A 21,843-nucleotide genomic window follows, 5' to 3' on the forward strand; every position below is an offset into this window, starting at 1 on the left:
TTTTTTGCTGATACGCTTTATTTCATGTATTTTTATCGATCCAAATCCATCAAAACAGAAAATATGACAATCAAAGATTTACAACCTTCCGCAATATGGGGATACTTCCACGACATTACACAAATTCCACGTCCTTCAAAGAAGGAGCAGCGGATACTCGCCTGGCTGCTCGATTTTGCCAGGGAGCATAATCTGGAAGCGAAGCAGGACAAAGCCGGCAACATCCTCATCACCAAGCCGGCCACCGAAGGGAAAGAACATGTTCCTACCATAATTTTACAGTCTCATGTGGATATGGTCTGCGAAAAGAATTCTGATGTGACACATGATTTCGACAACGACCCTATTGAAACTATTATCGACGGCGATTGGGTAAAAGCGAACGGAACAACACTGGGCGCCGACAATGGCATTGGTGTTGCAGCACAACTTGCAGTGCTGGCTGCCGACGATATCGCGCACGGGAAAATCGAGGCGCTCTTTACTGTAGATGAAGAGACCGGACTTACCGGAGCCAATGCGCTCGGGAAAGAGTTTCTTACAGGTAATATACTCATCAACCTCGACACCGAGGAAGAGGGAGAAATATACATTGGATGTGCCGGTGGAAAAGGGACCAGAGCCTATTTCAGATACAAGGAGAAAGATGCACCAAAGAAATATTTCTGGTTCCGCATCACAGCGAAAGGCCTCCGTGGCGGCCATTCAGGAAGTGACATAGACAAGGGGCTTGGCAATGCCAACAAGATTCTCACCCGTTTCCTCCACTCTCTCACCCGGAAGAAATATGGCATGATCCTGTCAGAGATTGCCGGCGGAAACCTGCACAATGCCATCCCCCGCGAAGCCTATGCCATTATAGGTGTAAAGGAAAAATACAAGGAAGAGGTCAGAGTGAAGTTGAATCTGTTTCTGTCGAAAGTGCAGGAAGAATACAAGCATACGGAGCCCAATCTCGATATTCAGCTGGAGTCGGTGCAAATCCCGTCGAAGGTGATTAACAAACGTGTCACCGAAAGGCTTATTCTTGCGTTATATGCTTGCCCCCACGGGGTTATTGGCATGAGTCACGACATTGAGGGATTGGTCGAGACCTCCACAAACCTGGCATCGGTGAAGATGATCCACAATAATCAGATAGAAGTAGGCACCAGCCAGCGCAGCTCGGTAGAGTCACAAAAAGAGTATGTCGTGAATATGGTTTCATCGGTCTTTGACCTTGCTGGAGCTAAAGTTCTGCACAGCGAAGGTTATCCCGGCTGGAAGCCAAATACCGAATCCGCGATTCTTAAGCTCGCCGTACAGGAGTACCAATCGCTCTACAACAAGGAGGCAAAGGTGAAAGCGATTCATGCCGGTCTGGAATGCGGACTGTTTCTTGAAAAATATCCCAACCTCGACATGATCTCCATCGGACCCGACATGACAGATGTACATTCGCCTGATGAGAGGATAAAGATATCTTCGGTAGCAAAATTCTGGGATTATCTGGTAAGAATACTGGAATCAATAGAATAATAAGGAGTTGTATGACGCGGCGCATTGCAATATTGTTATTCCTGCTGACAACATGCAGTGCGATCTTCCCAAGAGAACGTTTCAGGGTGATGTTCTATAATGTGGAAAATCTTTTCGACACAAAAGATGATTCACTGAAGAACGACGATCAGTTCCTGCCGGATGGTTTTATGCGGTGGACACCCTGGAAATATTGGGAAAAGCTGCGTAACATTGCCCGGGTAATTACGGCCACAGGAGGTATGGTGTCGCCCGCACTGGTGGGGTTATGCGAGGTGGAAAACGACAGTGTCATCTTCGATCTCGCCAAACGCTCACCCTTGCGGGTGCAGGAATATGCCTATATCGTTTCCGATTCGCCCGACGAACGCGGCATTGATGTGGCACTGCTCTACCAACGTCATCAATTCAGGCTGCTTGAGAACAGGGAATATGAGATACGGTTCGACAGGCAAGCCCGCCGTACCACGCGAAACATTCTTCATGCCGTGGGAAATCTTGTCAACGGCGACACGCTCGACGTGTTTGTATGTCATTTTCCCTCGCGAAGCGAGGGTGTTCGCGAAACGGAGCCGCTACGGATTGCGGCTGCAGCACTCTTGCGGGAGAAGACAGATAGTCTTTTCCGGACACGAAAAGAAGCCCGTATCCTCATCATGGGTGATTTCAATGATCATCCCAACGACAAAAGCCTCGCCCGCACGCTACAGGCAGGACGACTGACGGAGCAACCAAACAAAGAAGAGCTGTACAACCTGTTTTATCACCGCCTGAAGGAGCGTGATTTCGGAAGCTACAAGTACCGGGGACGCTGGGAGGTGCTTGACCAGTTTATTGTGAGTGGTAATATGCTGATGGGTAGGGGTTCCGTTTCTGTCGATGGCAACAACGCGCATATTTTCCGGCCAGACTTCCTCCTCGAAGAAGACACCCGTTACTATGGAAAAAAGCCATTCAGGACAAATCTCGGCCCACGCTATATGGGCGGATTCAGTGATCATCTTCCCATATACATGGACTTGCATATAAAGCATTAGCGAACTTTATATTAAAATATTTGGGCACTTCCATAAAATAATCCTACATTTGCAGCTCATATTACACGAAAGAGTATAAACATTAAAACAAATAAAACCTATGAATCCACTTCTCATTAATCTAAATGGTTGGGAAATACCTATCATTGTACTGGTCATATTAATTCTTTTCGGAGGCAGAAAGATACCCGAATTCATGAAAGGACTCGGAAAAGGCATCAACAGCTTCAAGAAAGGGCTGAATGATATTGAAGAAGACATCAAGGCTGGCCCTACCGAACACAATTCAAACTCAAACGGCGACAAGTAAAGAGGTACTTCAAAATACGCATTCCTCACTGAATAACGTACATATTCCCGATTACAACCTGAAAAAATCAGGTTGCAATCGTGAATTAATCTATAGCACAAGACATACATGGCAGAGAAAGAAATGTCCTTTTGGGATCATCTGGAAGAATTCCGATGGACGCTGATTCGTATTATCATTGCTGTGATTGTTTTCTCGATTGTGGGATTCATCCTGATTCCCCACATCTTTGATACCATTATCCTTGCACCCCGCACATCCGACTTTGTCACTTACAGGTTTCTAGACAAGGCAAGTCGTTTTATTCCATTCCTGCCCGATTTCTCAGCCGAGTCATTTAATGTAAATATCCTTAACATTAACATGACCACGCAATTTATGACCTACATCTCTACCTCGCTTGCATTCGGCGTACTCTGCACCATCCCTTACATATTATACGAGATATGGAAATTTGTGAGTCCCGCACTTTACGCCAACGAGGCAAAAGGAATAAAGAGAGCTTTTGGTTTTGGGGGTGTGATGTTTGTTATCGGATGTATGGTGGGTTATTTTGTGGTTTTTCCATTGATCTTCCGTTTTCTGATCACGTTTGAGTTAAGTGATTCCATCGAAAACATGATCTCCCTCGACTCGTATATGAGTAACTTTTATACCCTTATCCTGGTTATGGGGCTTGTTTTCGAGATACCCCTTGTATTTTGGCTATTATCCATTCTCGGGTTGGTATACCGTCCCTTCTTCCGCAAATACAGGCGTCATGCCGTCGTGGGTTCGCTGGTGCTGGCTGCCCTGATCACCCCTTCGGGCGATCCTTTCTCACTCTTTGTCGTCACACTGCCTCTCTATGCTTTGTGGGAAATCAGTGCCTTTATAGTGAAGAAAGAACCGCCTGCCATAGAAGAGGAAGACGATGAAAATCTGCCGGCCGTTTTTGAATAAACAGCGTCTTACTTTGCTGCAATCACTTCAATTTCCACCAATGCATTTTTTGGCAGAGCCTTTACTGCAAATGCCGAACGCGCAGGGAATATACCGCTGAACTGAGTGGCATACACATCATTCATACCCTCAAAGAGGGTCATATCATTCAGATATACCGTTGTTTTTACGATATTCGTCACATTGACTCCTGCAGCAGACAACACCGCCTTGATATTCATGAATATCTGGGCAGTCTGCTCTTTGATACCGCCCGGAACGAGATAACCTGTGACAGGATCAATGGGTAGCATGCCCGATAAAAAAAGCATGCCGTTTGCTTCTATGGCCTGACTATATGGGCCGATGGCCGCAGGCGCGTTGTTCGTGATAATAACTTTTTTGTCCATAATGATAAATAATTAGTAAAAATAATAGCTATCAGCTACTCGCTGTAAGGCTTCTCTGGCGGATCACCTCATAAATAAGAACACCAGCAGCAACAGATACGTTGAGGGACTGAATACTTCCGAACTGCGGAATCCTGACCAGCTCGTCGCTCGCACGTAAGTGATCGGCAGCGACCCCGGTATCTTCCGCTCCCATGACAATGGCTGTGGGTACAGAATAATCGGAATCGGTATAAAAGCGGGCTGCTTTTTCTGTGGCCGCCACCACTTTAACACCGCTATTTTTTAGAAATACAATGGCTTCCCTCAGGTTTTGCTCCCGACAGACAGGGATTGTATGCAAAGCGCCAGCCGATGTTTTGATGGCGTCGGCATTCACCGTCACGCTGCCTTTTGCCGGAATGACGATGGCATGCACGCCGGCCACCTCACAGGTACGTGCAATAGCACCAAAATTACGTACATCGGTCACCCCGTCTAACACAACGATGAAAGGATTCTTCCCTTCTTCATATAACGCAGGAAGGATGTCTTCCAGTTTCTGATAGGTCACGGCAGATGTGAATGCGATCACCCCCTGGTGGTTCTTCCGTGTAATACGGTCGATACGCTCGAGGGGCACCCGCTGTAAGGGTATCTCGTAAGTGCGAAGCAGCTGCTGCAGTTCCATAAACAGATCCCCCGACAGTTCACGCTTGACCAATACCTTATCAATATCCTTCCCGGCTTCCACCGCTTCCATCACGGCACGGATGCCGAAAATCATCTCTTTCTCTTTCATTTATGTTATTCTTTATGTTTACAATACGATGCCTCCCTCTCCCAGCATTACACGTGCGTTTTCGACAGCCTGCACGGAAACTTCAGCCCCGCTGAGCATGCGTGCTATTTCGCCTACCCTTTCTTTGGCCGCAAGCTGCCGTAGTTGGGTGGAGACGGTGTCTGCAGTATCTTCCTTGTAAACTACGAAATGGGAATGGCCTTTCGAAGCGATCTGAGGCAGATGGGTGATGGCTATCACCTGCATCTGTTTGCTCATTTCTTCCATTATTGCCCCCACTTTGTCGGCCACCTCACCCGAAGTACCGGTATCAATCTCATCGAAAATGATGGTAGGCAGGGCGGTGGCACCGGCGATCATAGATTTGAGACAAAGCATCAGCCGCGATATTTCACCTCCCGACGCGATCTGCGACACCGGCTGCAGCTCTCTGTTTCTGTTGGCAGAAAAGAGAAATTCCACCTGATCGGCGCCAGTTGCGTCAAGGTGACTTTTGGGGGTAAAAGCACACCTGAACCGGGTGTGTGGCATTTTCAGGAAAGCAAGTTTTTCCATGAGCTGTTGTTCTATGGCAGGTGTGGCTGCTTCTCTTTTCCGGGTCAGCAGCCGTGCTTTCTCGTACATCACAGCACGTTTCGCCGCCACCTCCTTCTCCAGGGAGGCCAGGCGTTCATCGAGTGAATCTATATGCTGAAGCCGTACTTCCATCTCATCACGCAATAGGATCAGCTGATCTACGGTAGTCACAGCATGTTTCTTCTGCAGGTCATAGATCACACTGAGCCGCTCTTCCAGCTGCTGTTGCCGATCTGGATCGAAGTCGATATTCTCAAAAATATGGGATGTCTCTCCGGCTACATCCTTCAGGTCGATGTAAGCCGATTCCACCCGCACAGCCAGCTCTGCCACCCTGGGGTAGACCTGCTGCAGCTGCTGCAGGGTATCTCTTACGGAACGCAGCGAAGACAACACGCTATGCTCATCAGCAGACAGTAGTCCCGACACGGTGAAAAGCCCCGACTTGATTTCCTCCGAATGGGTGACAGCCTCCAACTCACTTTCTAACTTTTCCTGTTCGCCGGGTTGTAAAGCGGCTTCCGATAATGCCGTATACTGAAAACGGAGATAGTCCTCCTCCTCCTTATTCTTTCGTGCCTGCAGATGCAACTCTTTCAACATCTGCTCCACGGAGCGATGGGCTGCATAGGCTGCCACATATTCCTGCCTTTCATTTCCGCTATCTGCGAGCAGGTCCACCACATTCAGCTGAAACTGGTTGTCGCTCAGGGCGAGGTTTTGATGCTGCGAATGAATATCTATAAGCCTGTCGCCAAATCCTTTCAGGTCGGCAAGGTAGACCGGTGAGTCATTGACAAAGGCACGTGACTTCCCGTTGGACCATATTTCGCGGCGCAGGATACATTCATCGCCGTCGTAGACCCAATCGAGTTCATCGAAGAGAGACTGCATCTGATAGGCAGATATATCGAAAACACCTTCAATCACGCATCTCGACTCTCCTTGCTTGATATGGCGCGCGTCGGCACGTTGCCCAAGAATCAAAGACAGGGCACCCAGTATAATGGATTTCCCCGCACCGGTCTCGCCGGTGATCACAGAAAAGCCGCTGTCGAAGACGATCTGTAACGCATCGATCAGTGCATAATTTTGGATGGATAGTGATTTTAACATATTTATTTTATCTCAGCTTTTCAAGCACAGCATTCCGTGTAGGATAAATCTCACGCAGTGTCTGATAAGCTTTTTGTTTTTCCGTTGCCGCGGCATTTGAAAGCTGTAGCGTCAGTTCATCAAGTTTCGCATCTCCAAAAAGGGGGATCAATACGGAATGGGGTTGCTCATCGTACAGTTGCGCAAGAGCGGCCACTGCAAAGATACCGTTTTCCACTCCCCCGACAGCAGAGGCAGACAATTGATCAACCTCCCGGGCGTGGTACTGAAACCACATTTTCCGAAACACCTCTCCGGAACCTTCATTGAAGGCGGTTGCCATGACAGAGCGACTCCTGCTGTTTCTATCCCTCTCCCAGCCTTTCCAGCCGTAAGGTTGTACGGCAACAGCAATCTGCTCCATTGCGCGGAAGAAAGGTGTGCCACCCAGCGGAGTTTCGCTGTCAGCATCCAGTCCGAGGATCAGGTACACATAATAGGCAACCGTAGCCGTGAGATTATCCCGCACAGCATGGAGATCGAACAACAAGGGCTGGTAAGCAGTGTAATCAAATTCGAACTGCTTATCGCGCATGTTGAGCATCGGCATCATCCTGGAGGAACTGCCGGCCTGTTTGCGTGACTGCACATAGAGCTCGCCCCTAAAAGTGCCCGCTGACAACGCATCTGTAATCAGCAGGGTAAAGGTGCAATCAATTTTTTCATTCGGTCTCACGGAAAAATCATTCCACCGGCGTCCGTTAATGAAGTTATACAGTGCCTCTTCGAGTGAGGCGATAAGCTGACCGTGGGTACCCTCGATAGCCTGGCCGTGTACTTTTACCGTGGCGTGAAGCTCCTGCGCCGACAGGGAAAAAACACCTGTCGCGGCCATTATCCAAACAAACAAGCATTTCAATATCATTCCCATTTCATACTCAACAGCCCTTGTTTCCGGCTTTGTAACCGGCAGCTTTTACGAACAAAAATACACATTATTTTGGATAATCTGTTTTCAGGGAGTGAAGAATGTCGGTTCGGGAATGCGAAACTCTGTCCTGCGATTAATCTGATCGGCAATGGCCTGTTGCGAAGGAGTGAGTTTCTCAATGTAAGCCTCCGTGAGCCGGTCTCCCTCCTTCAGGAAATCGTGTTGGGTAGCAATACTTTTGCTCACCTGCTTTGGTTCCGTCTCCCCATGTCCCACCGCCAGGAGCCTGTTTGCATCGATGCCGCTCGTCCTCAGATAATCCAGCACTGCCTGTGCCCTCCTGGCAGAGAGATCACGATTATATGCCTCGTCACCATGGCGGTCGGTATGGGCCGTGAGTTCAATGGATATCTCGGGATGCTCCCTAAGGATTGCAGCAAGTTTATCGAGTTCCTTCTTCGACTCTGGACGAAGCGTGGCACGATCATAATCATAGAAAATATGTTCCAGAAGGACCGGCTCATCGTAAGGGACCATCTCAAAATCAACATAGTAAAGGGTGTCTTTTTCTTCCGACGTAGTTCGAAGAGACTGCTCCTGCCTGAGAAAACCATCGGCGACGGCTGTCAACCGATACGTTACATCCCGGGCTGCCTTGAACTGATATTCACCCTGCCGGTTCGTAATTAAGGGTCGCAGCGAACCGTCACTTCCTGCCACATTGACTTCGACCCCGGGGAGAAACTCATCCTCATGGTCCACGACAAAGCCAGACACCATGATCACCGTCCCGGGATATACAAACGAGTATATATGATCGTATCCACGTACGTCGTCCCTGTTGGAACTGAAAAATCCTTCCTCGGCATCCTCCATGAATGTGATGCCAAAGTCATCGGCCGTGGAATTGAGGGGTCGCGGCAGGGAGGAAACCAGCCAATCATCATCCTCTTTTGTTTTTTTTGCCACAAACAAATCCAGTCCGCCCCTCCCGGGATGCCCGTCGGAGGAAAAGTAAAGAGTAGAATCGGTGCGCATATAGGGAAACATTTCATCTCCGGCACTGTTGACCGTGACGCCAAGGTTGCAGGGGGCTCCAATAACATGACCGGACATGATAGCTACCCGCCAGATATCTTTGCCGCCCTGTCCACCGGGCATATCTGAAACAAAATAGAGATACCGTCCCGATGGGGAGAGGGCAGGATGAGCAAAAAGCGACAGCGTGTCACCTTTCACGATCTGAAGGCGGCGACCGGCACTCCATGCTCCGTTTACCCGTTTCGAGTAATAAATGGAGGTGCCTCCCGACCCATTGGAAACGGTGCCACTGAAAGTATAGTACATCCATTCCCCGTCGCGGGTGATGGAAGGTGTACCCTCATCAAACCCGGTATTGATTTCATCCGGAAGACGCTTCGGCTTCTTCCATGCACCGCTCACATCTTTTTCGGAGACGAACAGATCGTTGTACTTCATGCCCGTCACCGGACTTTTTGTCTCTCCGGTGGCTTCATCTCTCGATGAAGTGAAGTAGAGCACATTGTCACGGCGCGCCAGCATGGGACTAAATTCACTCCGTGCGGAATTGAAGAGCTCCATCCGTTGCACCACATAACGCGAAAGTTGCTCCTGCCGGGCCAGCACAATACCCTGAATGCCATTCACTGCCAGAGGATGATCGGGCTGCAGCAGCAGGAAATCGCGGTAAGCATCCAGGGCCTGAGGATACTTCCCCTCCCGGTGAAGCATCCGGGCATAAGAAAGATACATCATCGTGTCGGGATAACCATAGCGTATGGCATTACCATAAGCCACCATGGCACGTGCCGACTGGTTGAGCGCACGATAATTTTCCGCCATTTCAAAAGAGATTACGCCACGCAGTGCCGACTCGTCACGGGAGGTATGCCGGTACAACTTCCAATAGGTTTCACCTGCCGCGTGATACGCACCTGCCAGGTAGTACGACCTTGCATCGCTCAGTTTTACCTGATCGCAGGAAACCGGGAACAATGTAAATGCCAACAGGAAATATACGATAGGTGATCTCAAAAAAAATCCGTTTATATGATAAACGGATTTCGACATAAATTATTGCACTTGCAGCATCACGACTGATGTTCAGGCCGCAGCAGATCGTTCACCGTCTTCACCGGATTAAACGTACTGATGGGCACATCCACGAAGATCGTGTTCCAGTCGCTCATGGCTCCGTTCCACAATCCCGGAAGTTCCAGGGCTTTGAGTTCCCTTCCGTTTTTCGACTTGTGGGAGATGAATCCGGTATCGGGATCGACAAACTTCGTCAGGTCAAACTTGTTATCCTGAAAACACTTTACACCGCAGACCACATCGACCGGATTAAAATGCGATCCATTTTTGAAGGCATCCATCGCCTTGGCATCATGCTTATTGATCTGCGAACTCTCCAGTATCTGGGGCGATGTTGTTCCGTCGGGATTGATCGCAATGAAGGGACCGCCGCCCGGCTCACCCTGGTTCTTCACCATGCCACAAACCCGGAAAGGACGGTCGAGCTTTCTTTTCAGGTATTCTTTGAGTGCATCATCGGTATCAAATGTTCCCGGATGGTTTATACAGAGTTCATTCTCGGTAAAAGCCAACATTTCATCCAATTCTTCCGAAGTCACCATCCCCGACTCCAGCTTTCTCAGGAATCCGAAAGCACGTTGCTGCATGGTCACCAGGATACCCGCCAGCAGCCTTTTATAATGTGCCTCATTTTCTTTTAATCTGTCGGGAACCACATTATCTATGTTTTTAATGAAGATGATGTCTGAATCAATATCATTCAGGTTCTCAATCAAAGCGCCATGTCCACCGGGGCGAAAAAGCAGCGTGTTGTCCTCTTCCCGGAAAGGCTGATTCTGCATATCCACGGCAATGGTATCGGTACTTGGCTTTTGAATGCTGTAGGATACCGAGAAGGAAGCACCCAGCTTAAATTCATAGTTCAGCTTTCGGGCAGCCACAAGCAATTCAAATAATTTCCTATGTTCTTCTGACACGGTAAAGTGTACACGCACTTCTCCATCTGCTTTTTTGGCATAGAAGGTACCCTCGGTCAGATGCTCGCCCACCGGTGTACGGTTTCCTTCGGGATATTTATGGAAAAGCAGCAATCCTTTTGGCATATTTCCGTAATCCAGGCCTTCACTATAAAGCAATGCAGAGACTATATCCTTATATTTTCCTTTGCTACACAACTCCATGGCACCCTCTCCGAACATATCCTTACAGGTCTCGTCGAGTGATCCGAAGAATGCAAATTGTGTGAGTTCCGAGAAAAAAGTCTTCTCGAAGTCGGTGACCGGTTCTTCATATGCCGCATCCAGAAAGGAATAGAGATCCTTGAACATGCGACTGGCAGCACCCGATGCCGGTACAAATTTGGTAACTTTCTTCTCACTTTTCAGGTAATCCTCCCATGCTTTCAGATAGTTCTCTTCTGCCTCTTTTGTCACATTCATGATACCCTTCTCAACGGAAGCTGCCGCCACAATGGGCAAATATGGGAATCCCGTATGAAAATGATGAAGCTGTGCATCAATTTGTGCCTGTGAGATCCCTTTCTCACGCAGTAAATCAAGATCCTGTCGGCTGTACATATATTATAAAGTTTATAATTAAAAAAAACTTAAATGTTCACTCCAAAGATAAGAAAATCTTCCCGAAAGGTAATGATTAAATCCATCATTTTACAAACAGGCAGCTGTTTTTTCCTGATATTCATCAGTAACATTACAATAATCACGACATATTGGCAGAATTGAAATCAAATAGTAAATTTTGGCACAACATTTGAGAAAAGAATGGTGTAATAAACAATCCTGGCCCGTACATGAGCCGGTATAACGTAAAAAGAAAAATCAGAAGACAAAATTAAACATACAAACTATGGGAAAAATAATCGGAATAGACCTTGGAACGACCAATTCGTGCGTATCCGTCATGGAAGGCAACGAACCAGTGGTAATCCCCAATAACGAGGGTAAACGCACCACCCCTTCTGTCGTGGCTTTCATGGAAAGTGGCGAACGAAAAGTAGGCGACCCGGCCAAACGGCAGGCCATCACCAACCCCAACAACACCGTTTCTTCCATCAAGACATTTATGGGAGAGACATTCGACAGGGTACAGAAAGAGATCGGCCGCGTACCATATAAAGTTGTACGTGGCGACAACAATACACCCCGTGTAGATATCAACGGACATCTTTATTCCCCGCAGGAGATATCGGCTATCATATTGCAGAAAATGAAAAAAACGGCTGAAGATCATCTGGGTCAGGAGGTAAAGGAGGCCGTGATTACTGTTCCTGCATACTTTAGTGACGCACAGCGGCAGGCCACCAAGGAAGCCGGCGAAATTGCCGGTCTCACCGTGCGCCGCATTGTCAACGAGCCTACGGCTGCTGCACTGGCTTACGGGCTTGACAAACAGAACAAGGACTCCAAGATTGCCGTATTCGACTTGGGTGGGGGCACCTTCGATATTTCAATTCTGGAGCTGGGAGACGGCGTTTTCGAGGTAAAATCGACCAATGGCGACACCCACCTGGGTGGAGACGACTTCGACCACCGTATAATCGACTGGCTGGCCGGAGAGTTCCAGAACGATGAGGGAATAGATCTGCGCAAGGATCCGATGGCATTGCAACGACTGAAAGAAGCGGCAGAGAAGGCAAAGATTGAACTTTCCAGCGCCACCACCACGGAGATAAACCTCCCCTATATCATGCCGGTGAACGGCATTCCAAAGCACCTGGTGAAAACACTCACCCGTGCCAAGTTCGAACAGCTGATCGATGACCTGTTGCAAAAATGCGTGGTCCCTTGCCAGACTGCCATGAAGGATGCCGGCATGTCCAATTCAGATATCAACGAAGTGATTCTGGTGGGTGGTTCTACCCGTATCCCTGCCGTGCAGGGGCTGGTGGAAAGGCTTTTTGGCAAGAAACCCCACAAGGGCGTAAACCCCGACGAAGTAGTGGCCATTGGTGCTGCTATTCAGGGAGCCGTACTTACTGGTGAAGTAAAAGACGTGTTGCTGCTCGATGTAACGCCGTTGTCACTCGGTATCGAAACACTGGGTGGTGTGATGACCAAACTGATCGATGCCAACACGACGATTCCCACGAAGAAGAGTGAAACATTCTCTACTGCGAGCGACAACCAGCCCTCCGTGCAGATCAACGTGCTGCAGGGTGAACGTTCCATGGCACGCGACAACAAACAGATCGGCGTCTTCAACCTCGATGGTATTCCACCTTCTCCACGGGGTATTCCCCAAATTGAGGTGACCTTCGATATTGACGCAAACGGGATATTGAGTGTGTCGGCCAAAGACAAGGCAACAGGAAAAGAGCAGAAGATCCGTATAGAAGCATCCTCTGGCCTGAGCGACGATGAGATCAAGCGCATGAAGGAGGAAGCTGCCGCCAATGCAGAATCCGACAAGCTTGAGAAGGAACGCATCGACAAGCTGAACCACGCCGACTCCACCATCTTCCAGACTGAAAAGCAGCTGAAAGACCTGGGCGACAAGATTCCGGCCGACAAAAAGGCTCCGATCGAGGATGCACTCAACAAGCTGAAGGAAGCCCACAAGGCACAAAACCTGGAAGGTATCGACGCCGCCACCAACGAGCTAAACAGCGCTTTCCAGGCAGCTTCTCAGGATATGTACAATGCATCAAACGCACAGGGCGGCCCACAGCCGGGTGCAGATGCCGGTCAGCAGTCCTCACAGGACAACACCAAATCGGGCGACGACGTCACCGATGTGGATTTCGAGGAAGTGAAGTAATTTGCAATCATAAACGATAAGCAATAATCAGTAAAGAGACTGTCTCATCCTAGAGGCAGTCTCTCTTTTTTTATGCTATGCTAAAAAGAACGGCAAGTTCACGTTTCCATCCTATTCTGCAAGTCATTCGAAAGGATCCTCTGAGGTGTTTTTCTGGCATTTTGTCTCTATAGCACCTAGTCCGGGTCTAATATCACTCTAATATGATTCGAATAAGAAAGGCGGATATAAAGACAAAATCCGGTCGGAATGCAAATCAAAAAGAGACTGACCAGACAAGGTATAAACTATGTTCTCTTCATTCCTGATTGCATTTCATCAAACAAAATGAAGACAAAAAGAGGTGAAAAGATCATTATTAAAGGATTATTAAAAAAAAACACTATTTTTGTCGATATATAGTGAAGATATTAGTTACTGTCATGAAACGAACATGCCAATGAGTTATCCGAATAACACTATCATAACGGGTTCCCTCTGACCATCATGCAAAAAAATAAAATACTAAACAGATGAAAAAGATTACAAAAACACTTTCTCTTGGGTTTATTTTATTCCTGTTATCCTCCGCTCCCTTCTCACTGAATGCGGAAATAAAACTGCCTGTTATCTTTAGTGACAACATGGTTTTACAACAACAAACCGATGCGGCTATCTGGGGTTGGGCAAAACCCAACACCCCTGTGCGGGTGACCACTTCCTGGGACAGGAAGAGTTATACGGCAAAAAGCGACGGAGAAGGTCGCTGGAAGCTGAAGGTAAAAACGCCTGCAGCCGGCTACACACCCTATACCATCACCATCAGTGACGGAAAATCGGTTACGTTACAAAATATTCTGATCGGAGAAATATGGGTCTGCTCGGGACAATCCAACATGGAGATGCCGATGAAGGGGTTTACTAACCAGCCGATCGAGGGAGGACCGGAAGCAATTGCCACCTCAAGGAATCCCGGCATACGGTGTTTTACCATGAAGAAGGCATCCAGGTCAACACCTCAGGAAGAGGGTGAAGGCACATGGGAGGTAGCAGGCCCGGAGACCACACCGGCTTTTACGGCAACAGGCTATTTCTTCGGGCGCATGCTGAATCAGGCACTGGATGTTCCCGTCGGCCTGATCCACACCAGCTGGGGCGGCTCTCGCATCGAAGCGTGGATGACTCCCTCCTCCATCAAAAATGTGATTTCTGATGCCCGTATACCCGCCACGGATGCGGAGATAAAATCACAGAACGGCGATCCCACCGTATTATATAATGGTATGTTGCATCCTGTCGTAGGATATGGCATTCGCGGCGCTATCTGGTACCAGGGCGAATCCAACCGGAATGAGCCGGAACGGTATGTGGAGCTGTTCGACAAGATGGTGCGTGAATGGCGTACAATATGGGGAGTGGGTGAATTTCCGTTTTATTATTGTCAGATTGCTCCATATAACTATGGAGGAGGAGGATTAAATTCTGCATTCATCCGCGAAGCACAGGCCAAGGGAATGAAGACAACGCCCAACACTGGAATGGCCGTCTTGATGGATTCCTACAGTCCCGGCAGTATCCATCCGCCTAAAAAGAAGCTGGCCGGCGATCGTCTGGCACTCTGGGCGCTGGCAAAAACCTACGGCATGGATAAAATACATTACCGCAGCCCGGAAGTTCAATCGGTAACCATGGAAGGGCGCGTTGCTGTGCTCACCATGGATATCCCTTCCAATCCCGGGCTCACCACATACGGGAAAGAGCTTCTTCAGTTCCAGATTGCCGGCGGTGACAAAAGGTTTCATCCGGCCAAAGCGGCTATTTCCGGTAACCGCATTTTTGTCTTCTCCCCCAACGTGGAAAAACCGGTAGCGGTGCGTTACTGCTTCAACGATACGGAAGCAACGGAAATATATACGGTAGAAGGGAACCTTCCTCTTGCATCATTCCGTACCGACGACTGGTAGATAACAGTCAGTCGGCATACAATATCACCGACATGGTTATAAATAAAGAAAACCGTTTCGAAAAAGGACGGTTTCCTTTATTTATACCACCTTTAACCTTTTATATTTAGTAATTAACTGAAAAAAAAGAGTTTATTCCTCAAATTGACGTACTTTTGTCAAGTATTGTCTTTGGTCTATTTTGACAAGTTTCAGTAATGCGTTGTCTTGCCCTCGTGGCACCCATTTCCATCTGCTGAATCAACATCATCGGCTTTTATAAAATCACAGGTCTAAAATGTGTGGCACGCCATTGTTTTGACATATTACCAAACAAATGATTCAATCATTTTTCATCGGAGATAAAGAGATTAATCTTCCTTTTATTCAGGGCGGCATGGGTGTCGGCATTTCACTGTCGGGGCTGGCTTCTGCGGTAGCCAACGAGGGTGGCATTGGGGTTATCTCGAGTGCCGGACTGGGATTATTGTATAGACAATCTCCCCGCGATTACCTCATGGACTGCATCTGGGGGCTGAAAGAGGAAATCCGCAAATCACGCGAAGCAACTCGCGGCAATATTGGGGTAAACATCATGGTCGCCTTGTCGAATTTTTCCGACATGGTACGCACTTCTATCACCGAAAAGGCAGATTTTATCTTTGCCGGTGCCGGTTTGCCACTCGATCTGCCCTCCTATATGACAAGCGACAGCAAAACAAAGTTAATACCTATTGTATCTTCGGCCCGAGCAGCAAAAATAATTTGTGAAAAATGGTTGTCAAATTACAATTATCTGCCCGATGCACTTGTCGTGGAAGGTCCCAAGGCTGGCGGACACCTGGGTTTCAAGCCAGATCAAATTGAAGATGAGAACTATGAACTGGAGAAACTGATTCCTGCAGTTTTAGAGGTAACCTCCGGTTATAAAAACATCAAAATCATCCCGGTTATTGCTGCGGGCGGAATTACAACTGGCGAGGATATCCATCGGTTTATACAACTTGGCGCATCGGGAGTACAGATGGGCAGTATATTCGTACCTACCAATGAATGTGACGCATCGGAAGAATTTAAACAGATATACCTTCACTCTTCGAAGGCTGACCTGATGATTATCCAAAGCCCTGTAGGAATGCCGGGACGCGCTTTTGCCAGTGATTTTCTGAGGAATGTGAACAAAGGTATCGAGAGACCCGTCTCCTGTCCCTACAAATGTATTAAAACCTGTGACTATACGAAAAGTCCATACTGTATCATGAAAGCGTTGTACAATGCGTCCAGGGGAAGAATGAACAGAGGATATGCCTTTGCAGGAGCTAACGCCTATCTGGCGGATAAATTACGCAGCGTTAAAGAGGTTATCCTCCGATTAAAAGAGGAATATGATATCGTTCATAATGCAGGCATGCTTCCAAATACGCAGGAGTGATAGAAACCCGTTCTTCTCCTGAACACCAAAGGAGTAATGACCCTTCAACGGATCATGTTTTTTTAAATTACAATCTAAGTTCAACTTAGAAGTGCAAAAGATTTGATTACCTCACACCTTTTATCTTAATTGTTTTTTTTCAAAATCCCCTTTCAAAAATACACAAGGGGTTTTGAGAAAAAACAAAAAGTCAACCGGCAACATAAAAACAAAAAAGGAGACCGGAGTCTCCCTAAAATTAACTATTATGTTGCTTATGTTGAAAAAATACAAACAGTTAACTTCAGAACAAAGGTACGCCATTTATTTAGGCTTACAAAACGGAACGGGCAAAACAGAAATTGCCAAATCGATAAAGGTCAGTCCATCGACTGTATATAGAGAGATAGGCCGCAACAAAAACAAAAGCGGAGTCTATTCATGGCGTTTGGCACACCAGATGGCCCAAGAACGCAAAGAGCGTCTGCCGGGCAATAAATCTACGCCCGAATGGATTAAACAGAAAATAATCCGTCTCATTGGCAAAGACTGGTCGCCCAAACAAATCAGCGGATATCTCGCAAAATATAATCAAATATCTATCTCTCACGAGACTATTTATCAATGGATCAGGCAAGATAGGAAATCGGGAGGAAACCTTTACAAGCACTGCCGCCACAAGCTCAAATACAGAAAAAGACCCGTAGGTTCTGCCACTAACATACCCAACAGAAAAAGTATTGGCCAAAGGCCAAAAGAAGCCGACGGAAACCGGTTTGGAGATTTTGAAATGGACACCATGATAGGAAACGGAGAAAAGGAAATAATACTGACAATGACAGAAAGAAAAACAAACTTTATAATGATGAGAAAACTGCCTATGGGCAAAGACTCTAGGCAGGTTTGCAAGGAAGTCATTGCCATGTTGCTGCCTTACAAGGACAAACTGAAAACCATTACGACAGATAACGGATCCGAGTTTGCAGCACACGAACTGATAACAAAAAAGTTGAAAGTACCGGTATATTTCACTGATCCTTATTCATCGTGGCAAAAAGGAGCTGTTGAAAATGCCAATAAATTAATCCGGCAATACATCCCAAAAGGAGCAACATTTAAAGATTATTCCGATGAAAAATAAAAGAAATACAGCATAAACTAAACAGAAGACCAAGAGAAAAATTAGACTTTAGCAATCCTAAAATAGAGTTTTACAAAAATTATTACTAAATTGCACTTGCTGGTTGACTCTAGGCAACCCGGAAAAATAAGACAATCGCTTGGTTGTTCAAATTTTATTCCTACCTTTGCACCCCAAACAGAAGGGAGGTTATTGCAACACTCGGGAAAAGAAGAGAAATTAAACATCCTACACTCAAATTCCAAGGGCCGGGAACAACAGACTGATGGTCTGCTTTCGCTATGCTGACAGTTGCATGTAAAAATTGCATGTTTTTTCTCGCTGAGCAGAAACGACTGACCCGATTTTTTTTCAACGCAATAACAAATCAAAAAAAATAATTCAAATAATGATCGTAGTACAACTAAAAGAGGGTGAAAATATAGAAAGAGCCCTGAAGAAATTTAAACGTAAATATGAAAAAACAGGTGTTGTAAAAGAACTGCGCAGTCGCCAGGCATTTATTAAACCTTCGGTTGCAAAACGTAAACAAAAACAACACGCTGTATACGTACAGCAGCTCCACGAAAACGAAGAATAATTGCGATCAGCGAGCGCAGAGACAAAATTATACTTTGGATATGCCGAGCGCAGCAATTATCTGACGAAGTTGAATAATTGCGATCAGCGAGCGCAGAGACAAAGTTATACTTTGGATATGCCGAGCGTAGCAATTATCTGATCGTAATCGAATAATTTCGATTTAATTTTTCTTTTTCGTGAAGTTTTTTCCTATCTTCGCCATACCATAGAGATTGATCTGACTCCGGCGGCATGTGGAAAGAAAAATTCATAGAATATCTCCGTTACGAGAAGAATTACTCCTCTCATACGGAGATATCTTATTTAAAGGACCTCACACAGTTCCAGGAATTCATCGCAGCGGAATGTGGTGAAATTGACCTGAAGGAAATTGACAGCGACATAGTCCGTATCTGGATAATCAGACTAATGGAAGGAGGGATGAAAGCACGTTCCGTAAACCGGAAGCTAAGCGCGCTGAAAGCATTCTTTCGCTATCTGAAGAAAAACGGTATCGTGGAACAAAACCCTGCGGAACGGGTATCGGGACCCAAGACGGCCAAACGGCTTCCTACTTTCGTAAACAATGAAGAGTTAAGCGAAATAATCGACGACGCCCTGGCATATGATGATAATTTCACTGGTCATCGCGACCGTTTTCTTATTGAGCTGCTCTATCTTACAGGCATGCGCCGGGCAGAACTGATTGCATTAAGGGACAGCGATGTGGATTTCAGCGGCAACACCCTGCGCGTAATGGGTAAGCGTAATAAACAACGTCTGATTCCCTTCTCCGATGAGACAAAAGAAAAACTGCAGCAGTACATAGAAAGAAGAAACCGGGAAATCACAAACAAATCACCTTTTTTGTTTGTTAAGGAAGATGGAGGTCCGTTGTATCCGAAACTGGTATACCGTATTATTCATGGCCATTTGAGCAGCATTTCCACCCTTTCTAAAAAGAGTCCTCACGTACTGCGCCACTCTTTTGCGACCGGAATGCTGAACAACGGGGCAGAGATAAATGCGGTAAAGGAACTGCTTGGCCACTCCAGCCTGGCCTCCACGGAGATCTATACACATGTAACGTTTGAAGAGTTGAAAAAAGCATATCACAACGCTCATCCAAGAGCAAAAAAATGAAGGAGGAATAGTATGGAACTGACAATTCAATCTGTAAACTTTGACGCTACCGACCAGCTGCAAGCGTTCGTAGAAAAGAAAATGAAGAAGCTGGAACGATTTTCCGAAGACATCATTCAGACAGAAGTCATACTAAAAGTAGTGAAACCTGAGACGGCGAATAACAAGGAAGCTGCGGTAAAACTAAGCCTGAGACACAGTGAGGCATTTGCAAGCAAAACTGCAGACACGTTTGAAGAAGCCATTGATCTGTGTACGATGGCAATCGAAAAGCAGATACTGAAAACCAAAGAAAAAAAGGAACGATGAGACGCTAAAAAATTGAAGGAAAAGTTTTGGCATCAAAAAAAATATCACTACCTTTGCGACCGTTTCTCTCTTTCCGGGGGAGAAGCGGTTAATTTCAAGATATAAGCCTCTTTAGCTCAGCTGGCCAGAGCACGTGATTTGTAATCTCGGGGTCGTTGGTTCGAATCCGACAAGAGGCTCAAAAAACCCGGGCAGTTACCAGAGTGGCCAAATGGGGCTGACTGTAACTCAGCTGGCTTACGCCTTCGGTGGTTCGAATCCATCACTGCCCACAAATTCGATTCGATGATTTGCAAATTTACTGATTCGAAGATTTAAAATCTGCTAATCAACCAATCATCAAATCAATTTTCGCGGAAGTAGCTCAGTCGATAGAGCATTAGCCTTCCAAGCTGAGGGTCGCGGGTTTGAGTCCCGTCTTCCGCTCTGATAAAGAGAGTACGGAGCTGCACAGGCTTACTGGATAATCCCAAAAGGAAGTTCCGCCTTCTGCTCTTTTTGCCTATGTAGCTCAGTGGTAGAGCACTTCCTTGGTAAGGAAGAGGTCGCGGGTTCAATTCCCGCCATCGGCTCAATAACAGGTAATTCATCGTTTCATCAAGATGAAGGCAGTGTGCCGGGTGTCTTGAGTTTTACTGTTTACAACCAACAAGAATAGAAATACAATATTTTATTTACACTAACTAATAGGACATTTTATGGCAAAAGAACATTTTAACCGGACGAAACCGCATGTAAATATCGGTACAATCGGTCACGTTGACCACGGTAAGACGACTTTAACAGCTGCTATCACGACTGTTTTAGGGAAAAGAGGATTCTCCGAAGTCCGTTCATTCGACTCAATCGACAACGCTCCGGAAGAAAAGGAAAGAGGTATTACCATCAATACTTCACACGTTGAATACGAAACTGAAAATCGTCACTACGCGCACGTTGACTGTCCGGGTCACGCCGACTATGTGAAGAACATGGTTACCGGTGCTGCCCAGATGGATGGTGCCATCATCGTAGTTGCCGCTACCGACGGTCCCATGCCCCAGACTCGTGAGCACATTCTTTTGGCACGTCAGGTAAACGTTCCTCGACTGGTTGTTTTCATGAACAAGGTGGATCTGGTTGATGACGAAGAAATGTTGGAACTGGTAGAAATGGAAATGCGCGAGCTTCTTTCATTCTATAACTTCGATGGCGACAACACGCCAGTTATCCAGGGTTCTGCTCTTGGCGGACTGAATGGCGATCCCAAATGGGAAGAAAAAATCATGGAACTGATGAACGCTGTGGACACCTGGATTCCGCTGCCTCCGCGCGATGTGGACAAACCGTTCCTTATGCCTGTTGAAGACGTGTTCTCAATCACCGGTCGTGGTACAGTAGCCACAGGCCGTATTGAAACCGGTATCATCAAAACAGGTGAAGAAGTACAGATTATCGGACTTGGTGCCGAGGGCAAAAAGTCCGTGGTTACCGGTGTGGAAATGTTCCGCAAGATTCTGGACGAAGGTCAGGCTGGTGACAACGTAGGTCTTCTTCTTCGTGGTATCGACAAAGACGAAATCAAGCGTGGTATGGTAATCTCTCACCCGGGTAAAGTAAAACCTCATTCCAAATTCAAAGCTGAGGTGTATATCCTGAAGAAAGAAGAAGGCGGACGTCACACTCCGTTCCACGACCACTATCGTCCTCAGTTCTACATCCGTACGCTCGACGTGACCGGTGAGATCAAACTGCCGGAAGGCGTGGAAATGGTGATGCCCGGTGACAACGTAACCATCGAGGTAGACCTGATCTATCCGGTAGCATGCAACGTGGGTCTTCGTTTCGCTATCCGCGAAGGTGGCCGCACGGTAGGTGCAGGACAGATCACAGAGTTGATCGACTAAGTAAACCCAAATCCCTTAAGGGGGACCAGGGGTCATAATAAACAACAGATTTCCCTCTA

17 protein-coding genes, 4 tRNA genes and 1 pseudogene are annotated in these 21,843 nt (G+C 47.0%); 16 read left to right on the top strand and 6 right to left on the bottom strand.

Annotation, left to right across the window (positions count from 1 at the left end; translation table 11 throughout):
* Window positions 1-63: 63 nt before the first annotated feature.
* From AC1HCU_RS11500 to tatC, 4 genes are all read left to right on the top strand, one after another.
* A complete protein-coding gene (locus tag AC1HCU_RS11500; protein ID WP_286861588.1) occupies window positions 64-1,518 on the top strand; it encodes an aminoacyl-histidine dipeptidase in 1,455 nt (484 codons plus the stop codon).
* 11 nt (window positions 1,519-1,529) lie between these two features.
* Window positions 1,530-2,555 (top strand): endonuclease/exonuclease/phosphatase family protein, encoded by a 1,026-nt coding sequence (locus tag AC1HCU_RS11505; protein ID WP_286861590.1) that lies wholly within the window; start codon window positions 1,530-1,532, stop codon window positions 2,553-2,555.
* Between the two features lie 100 nt (window positions 2,556-2,655).
* Window positions 2,656-2,865, top strand: coding sequence for a twin-arginine translocase TatA/TatE family subunit (gene tatA, locus AC1HCU_RS11510; protein WP_286861593.1), 210 nt, complete (start codon window positions 2,656-2,658; stop codon window positions 2,863-2,865).
* A 108-nt stretch (window positions 2,866-2,973) separates the two neighbouring features.
* On the top strand, window positions 2,974-3,807 hold the full coding sequence (gene tatC / locus AC1HCU_RS11515; RefSeq protein WP_286861595.1) for a twin-arginine translocase subunit TatC: 834 nt from the start codon (window positions 2,974-2,976) through the stop codon (window positions 3,805-3,807).
* 8 nt (window positions 3,808-3,815) lie between these two features.
* On the opposite strand, the gene AC1HCU_RS11520 is transcribed toward tatC, so the two are convergent.
* From AC1HCU_RS11520 to AC1HCU_RS11545, 6 genes are all read right to left on the bottom strand, one after another.
* Window positions 3,816-4,196, bottom strand: coding sequence for a RidA family protein (locus AC1HCU_RS11520; protein WP_286861596.1), 381 nt, complete (start codon window positions 4,194-4,196; stop codon window positions 3,816-3,818).
* A gap of 31 nt (window positions 4,197-4,227) precedes the next feature.
* Window positions 4,228-4,977, bottom strand: coding sequence for a 23S rRNA (guanosine(2251)-2'-O)-methyltransferase RlmB (gene rlmB / locus AC1HCU_RS11525; protein WP_286861597.1), 750 nt, complete (start codon window positions 4,975-4,977; stop codon window positions 4,228-4,230).
* Between the two features lie 18 nt (window positions 4,978-4,995).
* On the bottom strand, window positions 4,996-6,669 hold the full coding sequence (gene recN, locus AC1HCU_RS11530; RefSeq protein WP_480366128.1) for a DNA repair protein RecN: 1,674 nt from the start codon (window positions 6,667-6,669) through the stop codon (window positions 4,996-4,998).
* A 7-nt stretch (window positions 6,670-6,676) separates the two neighbouring features.
* The gene (porD, locus tag AC1HCU_RS11535) at window positions 6,677-7,573 is read right to left on the bottom strand and encodes a type IX secretion system protein PorD (RefSeq protein WP_286861604.1); all 897 of its coding nucleotides are present in this window, start codon (window positions 7,571-7,573) and stop codon (window positions 6,677-6,679) included.
* A gap of 90 nt (window positions 7,574-7,663) precedes the next feature.
* Window positions 7,664-9,634: a PorE family type IX secretion system protein gene (gene porE / locus AC1HCU_RS11540; RefSeq protein ID WP_286861606.1), complete on the bottom strand. Its 1,971-nt coding sequence runs from the start codon at window positions 9,632-9,634 to the stop codon at window positions 7,664-7,666.
* A gap of 56 nt (window positions 9,635-9,690) precedes the next feature.
* The gene (locus AC1HCU_RS11545) at window positions 9,691-11,211 is read right to left on the bottom strand and encodes a DUF4301 family protein (RefSeq protein ID WP_286861607.1); all 1,521 of its coding nucleotides are present in this window, start codon (window positions 11,209-11,211) and stop codon (window positions 9,691-9,693) included.
* A gap of 289 nt (window positions 11,212-11,500) precedes the next feature.
* Here AC1HCU_RS11545 and dnaK point away from each other — a divergent pair, with 289 nt between their 5' ends.
* The 12 genes and pseudogenes from dnaK to tuf all read left to right on the top strand — a co-directional run bounded on the left by dnaK (window position 11,501) and on the right by tuf (window position 21,784).
* Window positions 11,501-13,411 (top strand): molecular chaperone DnaK, encoded by a 1,911-nt coding sequence (gene dnaK / locus AC1HCU_RS11550; RefSeq protein ID WP_480366131.1) that lies wholly within the window; start codon window positions 11,501-11,503, stop codon window positions 13,409-13,411.
* Between the two features lie 512 nt (window positions 13,412-13,923).
* The gene (locus AC1HCU_RS11555) at window positions 13,924-15,354 is read left to right on the top strand and encodes a sialate O-acetylesterase (protein WP_480366133.1); all 1,431 of its coding nucleotides are present in this window, start codon (window positions 13,924-13,926) and stop codon (window positions 15,352-15,354) included.
* Between the two features lie 319 nt (window positions 15,355-15,673).
* Window positions 15,674-16,765, top strand: a complete 1,092-nt coding sequence (locus AC1HCU_RS11560; protein WP_480371171.1) for an NAD(P)H-dependent flavin oxidoreductase — start codon at window positions 15,674-15,676, stop codon at window positions 16,763-16,765.
* A 256-nt stretch (window positions 16,766-17,021) separates the two neighbouring features.
* Window positions 17,022-17,974, top strand: a pseudogene (locus tag AC1HCU_RS11565) (IS30 family transposase).
* Between the two features lie 299 nt (window positions 17,975-18,273).
* On the top strand, window positions 18,274-18,465 hold the full coding sequence (gene rpsU, locus AC1HCU_RS11570; protein ID WP_286854122.1) for a 30S ribosomal protein S21: 192 nt from the start codon (window positions 18,274-18,276) through the stop codon (window positions 18,463-18,465).
* Between the two features lie 233 nt (window positions 18,466-18,698).
* Window positions 18,699-19,589 carry a site-specific tyrosine recombinase/integron integrase gene (gene xerA, locus AC1HCU_RS11575; RefSeq protein ID WP_480366135.1) on the top strand — a complete coding sequence of 297 codons (891 nt, stop codon included), beginning with the start codon at window positions 18,699-18,701 and terminating at the stop codon, window positions 19,587-19,589.
* A gap of 12 nt (window positions 19,590-19,601) precedes the next feature.
* On the top strand, window positions 19,602-19,898 hold the full coding sequence (gene hpf, locus AC1HCU_RS11580; protein ID WP_480366136.1) for a ribosome hibernation-promoting factor, HPF/YfiA family: 297 nt from the start codon (window positions 19,602-19,604) through the stop codon (window positions 19,896-19,898).
* A 105-nt stretch (window positions 19,899-20,003) separates the two neighbouring features.
* Window positions 20,004-20,077 (top strand) — tRNA-Thr (locus AC1HCU_RS11585).
* A gap of 10 nt (window positions 20,078-20,087) precedes the next feature.
* Window positions 20,088-20,170 (top strand) — tRNA-Tyr (locus tag AC1HCU_RS11590).
* Between the two features lie 81 nt (window positions 20,171-20,251).
* Window positions 20,252-20,324, top strand: a tRNA-Gly gene (locus AC1HCU_RS11595).
* Between the two features lie 74 nt (window positions 20,325-20,398).
* Window positions 20,399-20,470: transfer RNA gene (locus AC1HCU_RS11600), tRNA-Thr, on the top strand.
* Window positions 20,471-20,596: 126 nt separating this feature from the next.
* Window positions 20,597-21,784 carry an elongation factor Tu gene (gene tuf, locus AC1HCU_RS11605; RefSeq protein ID WP_480366138.1) on the top strand — a complete coding sequence of 396 codons (1,188 nt, stop codon included), beginning with the start codon at window positions 20,597-20,599 and terminating at the stop codon, window positions 21,782-21,784.
* Window positions 21,785-21,843: the final 59 nt, after the last annotated feature.

This window comes from Proteiniphilum sp. LBM24028 (assembly GCF_056629195.1).

Bases quoted from the DNA above. Each gene is read 5' to 3' on its own strand.
- AC1HCU_RS11500 (WP_286861588.1), top strand. From the start codon at position 64: ATGACAATCAAAGATTTACAACCTTCCGCAATATGGGGATACTTCCAC.
- AC1HCU_RS11505 (WP_286861590.1), top strand. From the start codon at position 1,530: ATGACGCGGCGCATTGCAATATTGTTATTCCTGCTGACAACATGCAGT.
- tatA (WP_286861593.1), top strand. From the start codon at position 2,656: ATGAATCCACTTCTCATTAATCTAAATGGTTGGGAAATACCTATCATT.
- tatC (WP_286861595.1), top strand. From the start codon at position 2,974: ATGGCAGAGAAAGAAATGTCCTTTTGGGATCATCTGGAAGAATTCCGA.
- AC1HCU_RS11520 (WP_286861596.1), bottom strand. From the start codon at position 4,196: ATGGACAAAAAAGTTATTATCACGAACAACGCGCCTGCGGCCATCGGC.
- rlmB (WP_286861597.1), bottom strand. From the start codon at position 4,977: ATGAAAGAGAAAGAGATGATTTTCGGCATCCGTGCCGTGATGGAAGCG.
- recN (WP_480366128.1), bottom strand. From the start codon at position 6,669: ATGTTAAAATCACTATCCATCCAAAATTATGCACTGATCGATGCGTTA.
- porD (WP_286861604.1), bottom strand. From the start codon at position 7,573: ATGATATTGAAATGCTTGTTTGTTTGGATAATGGCCGCGACAGGTGTT.
- AC1HCU_RS11545 (WP_286861607.1), bottom strand. From the start codon at position 11,211: ATGTACAGCCGACAGGATCTTGATTTACTGCGTGAGAAAGGGATCTCA.
- dnaK (WP_480366131.1), top strand. From the start codon at position 11,501: ATGGGAAAAATAATCGGAATAGACCTTGGAACGACCAATTCGTGCGTA.
- AC1HCU_RS11555 (WP_480366133.1), top strand. From the start codon at position 13,924: ATGAAAAAGATTACAAAAACACTTTCTCTTGGGTTTATTTTATTCCTG.
- rpsU (WP_286854122.1), top strand. From the start codon at position 18,274: ATGATCGTAGTACAACTAAAAGAGGGTGAAAATATAGAAAGAGCCCTG.
- xerA (WP_480366135.1), top strand. From the start codon at position 18,699: ATGTGGAAAGAAAAATTCATAGAATATCTCCGTTACGAGAAGAATTAC.
- hpf (WP_480366136.1), top strand. From the start codon at position 19,602: ATGGAACTGACAATTCAATCTGTAAACTTTGACGCTACCGACCAGCTG.
- tuf (WP_480366138.1), top strand. From the start codon at position 20,597: ATGGCAAAAGAACATTTTAACCGGACGAAACCGCATGTAAATATCGGT.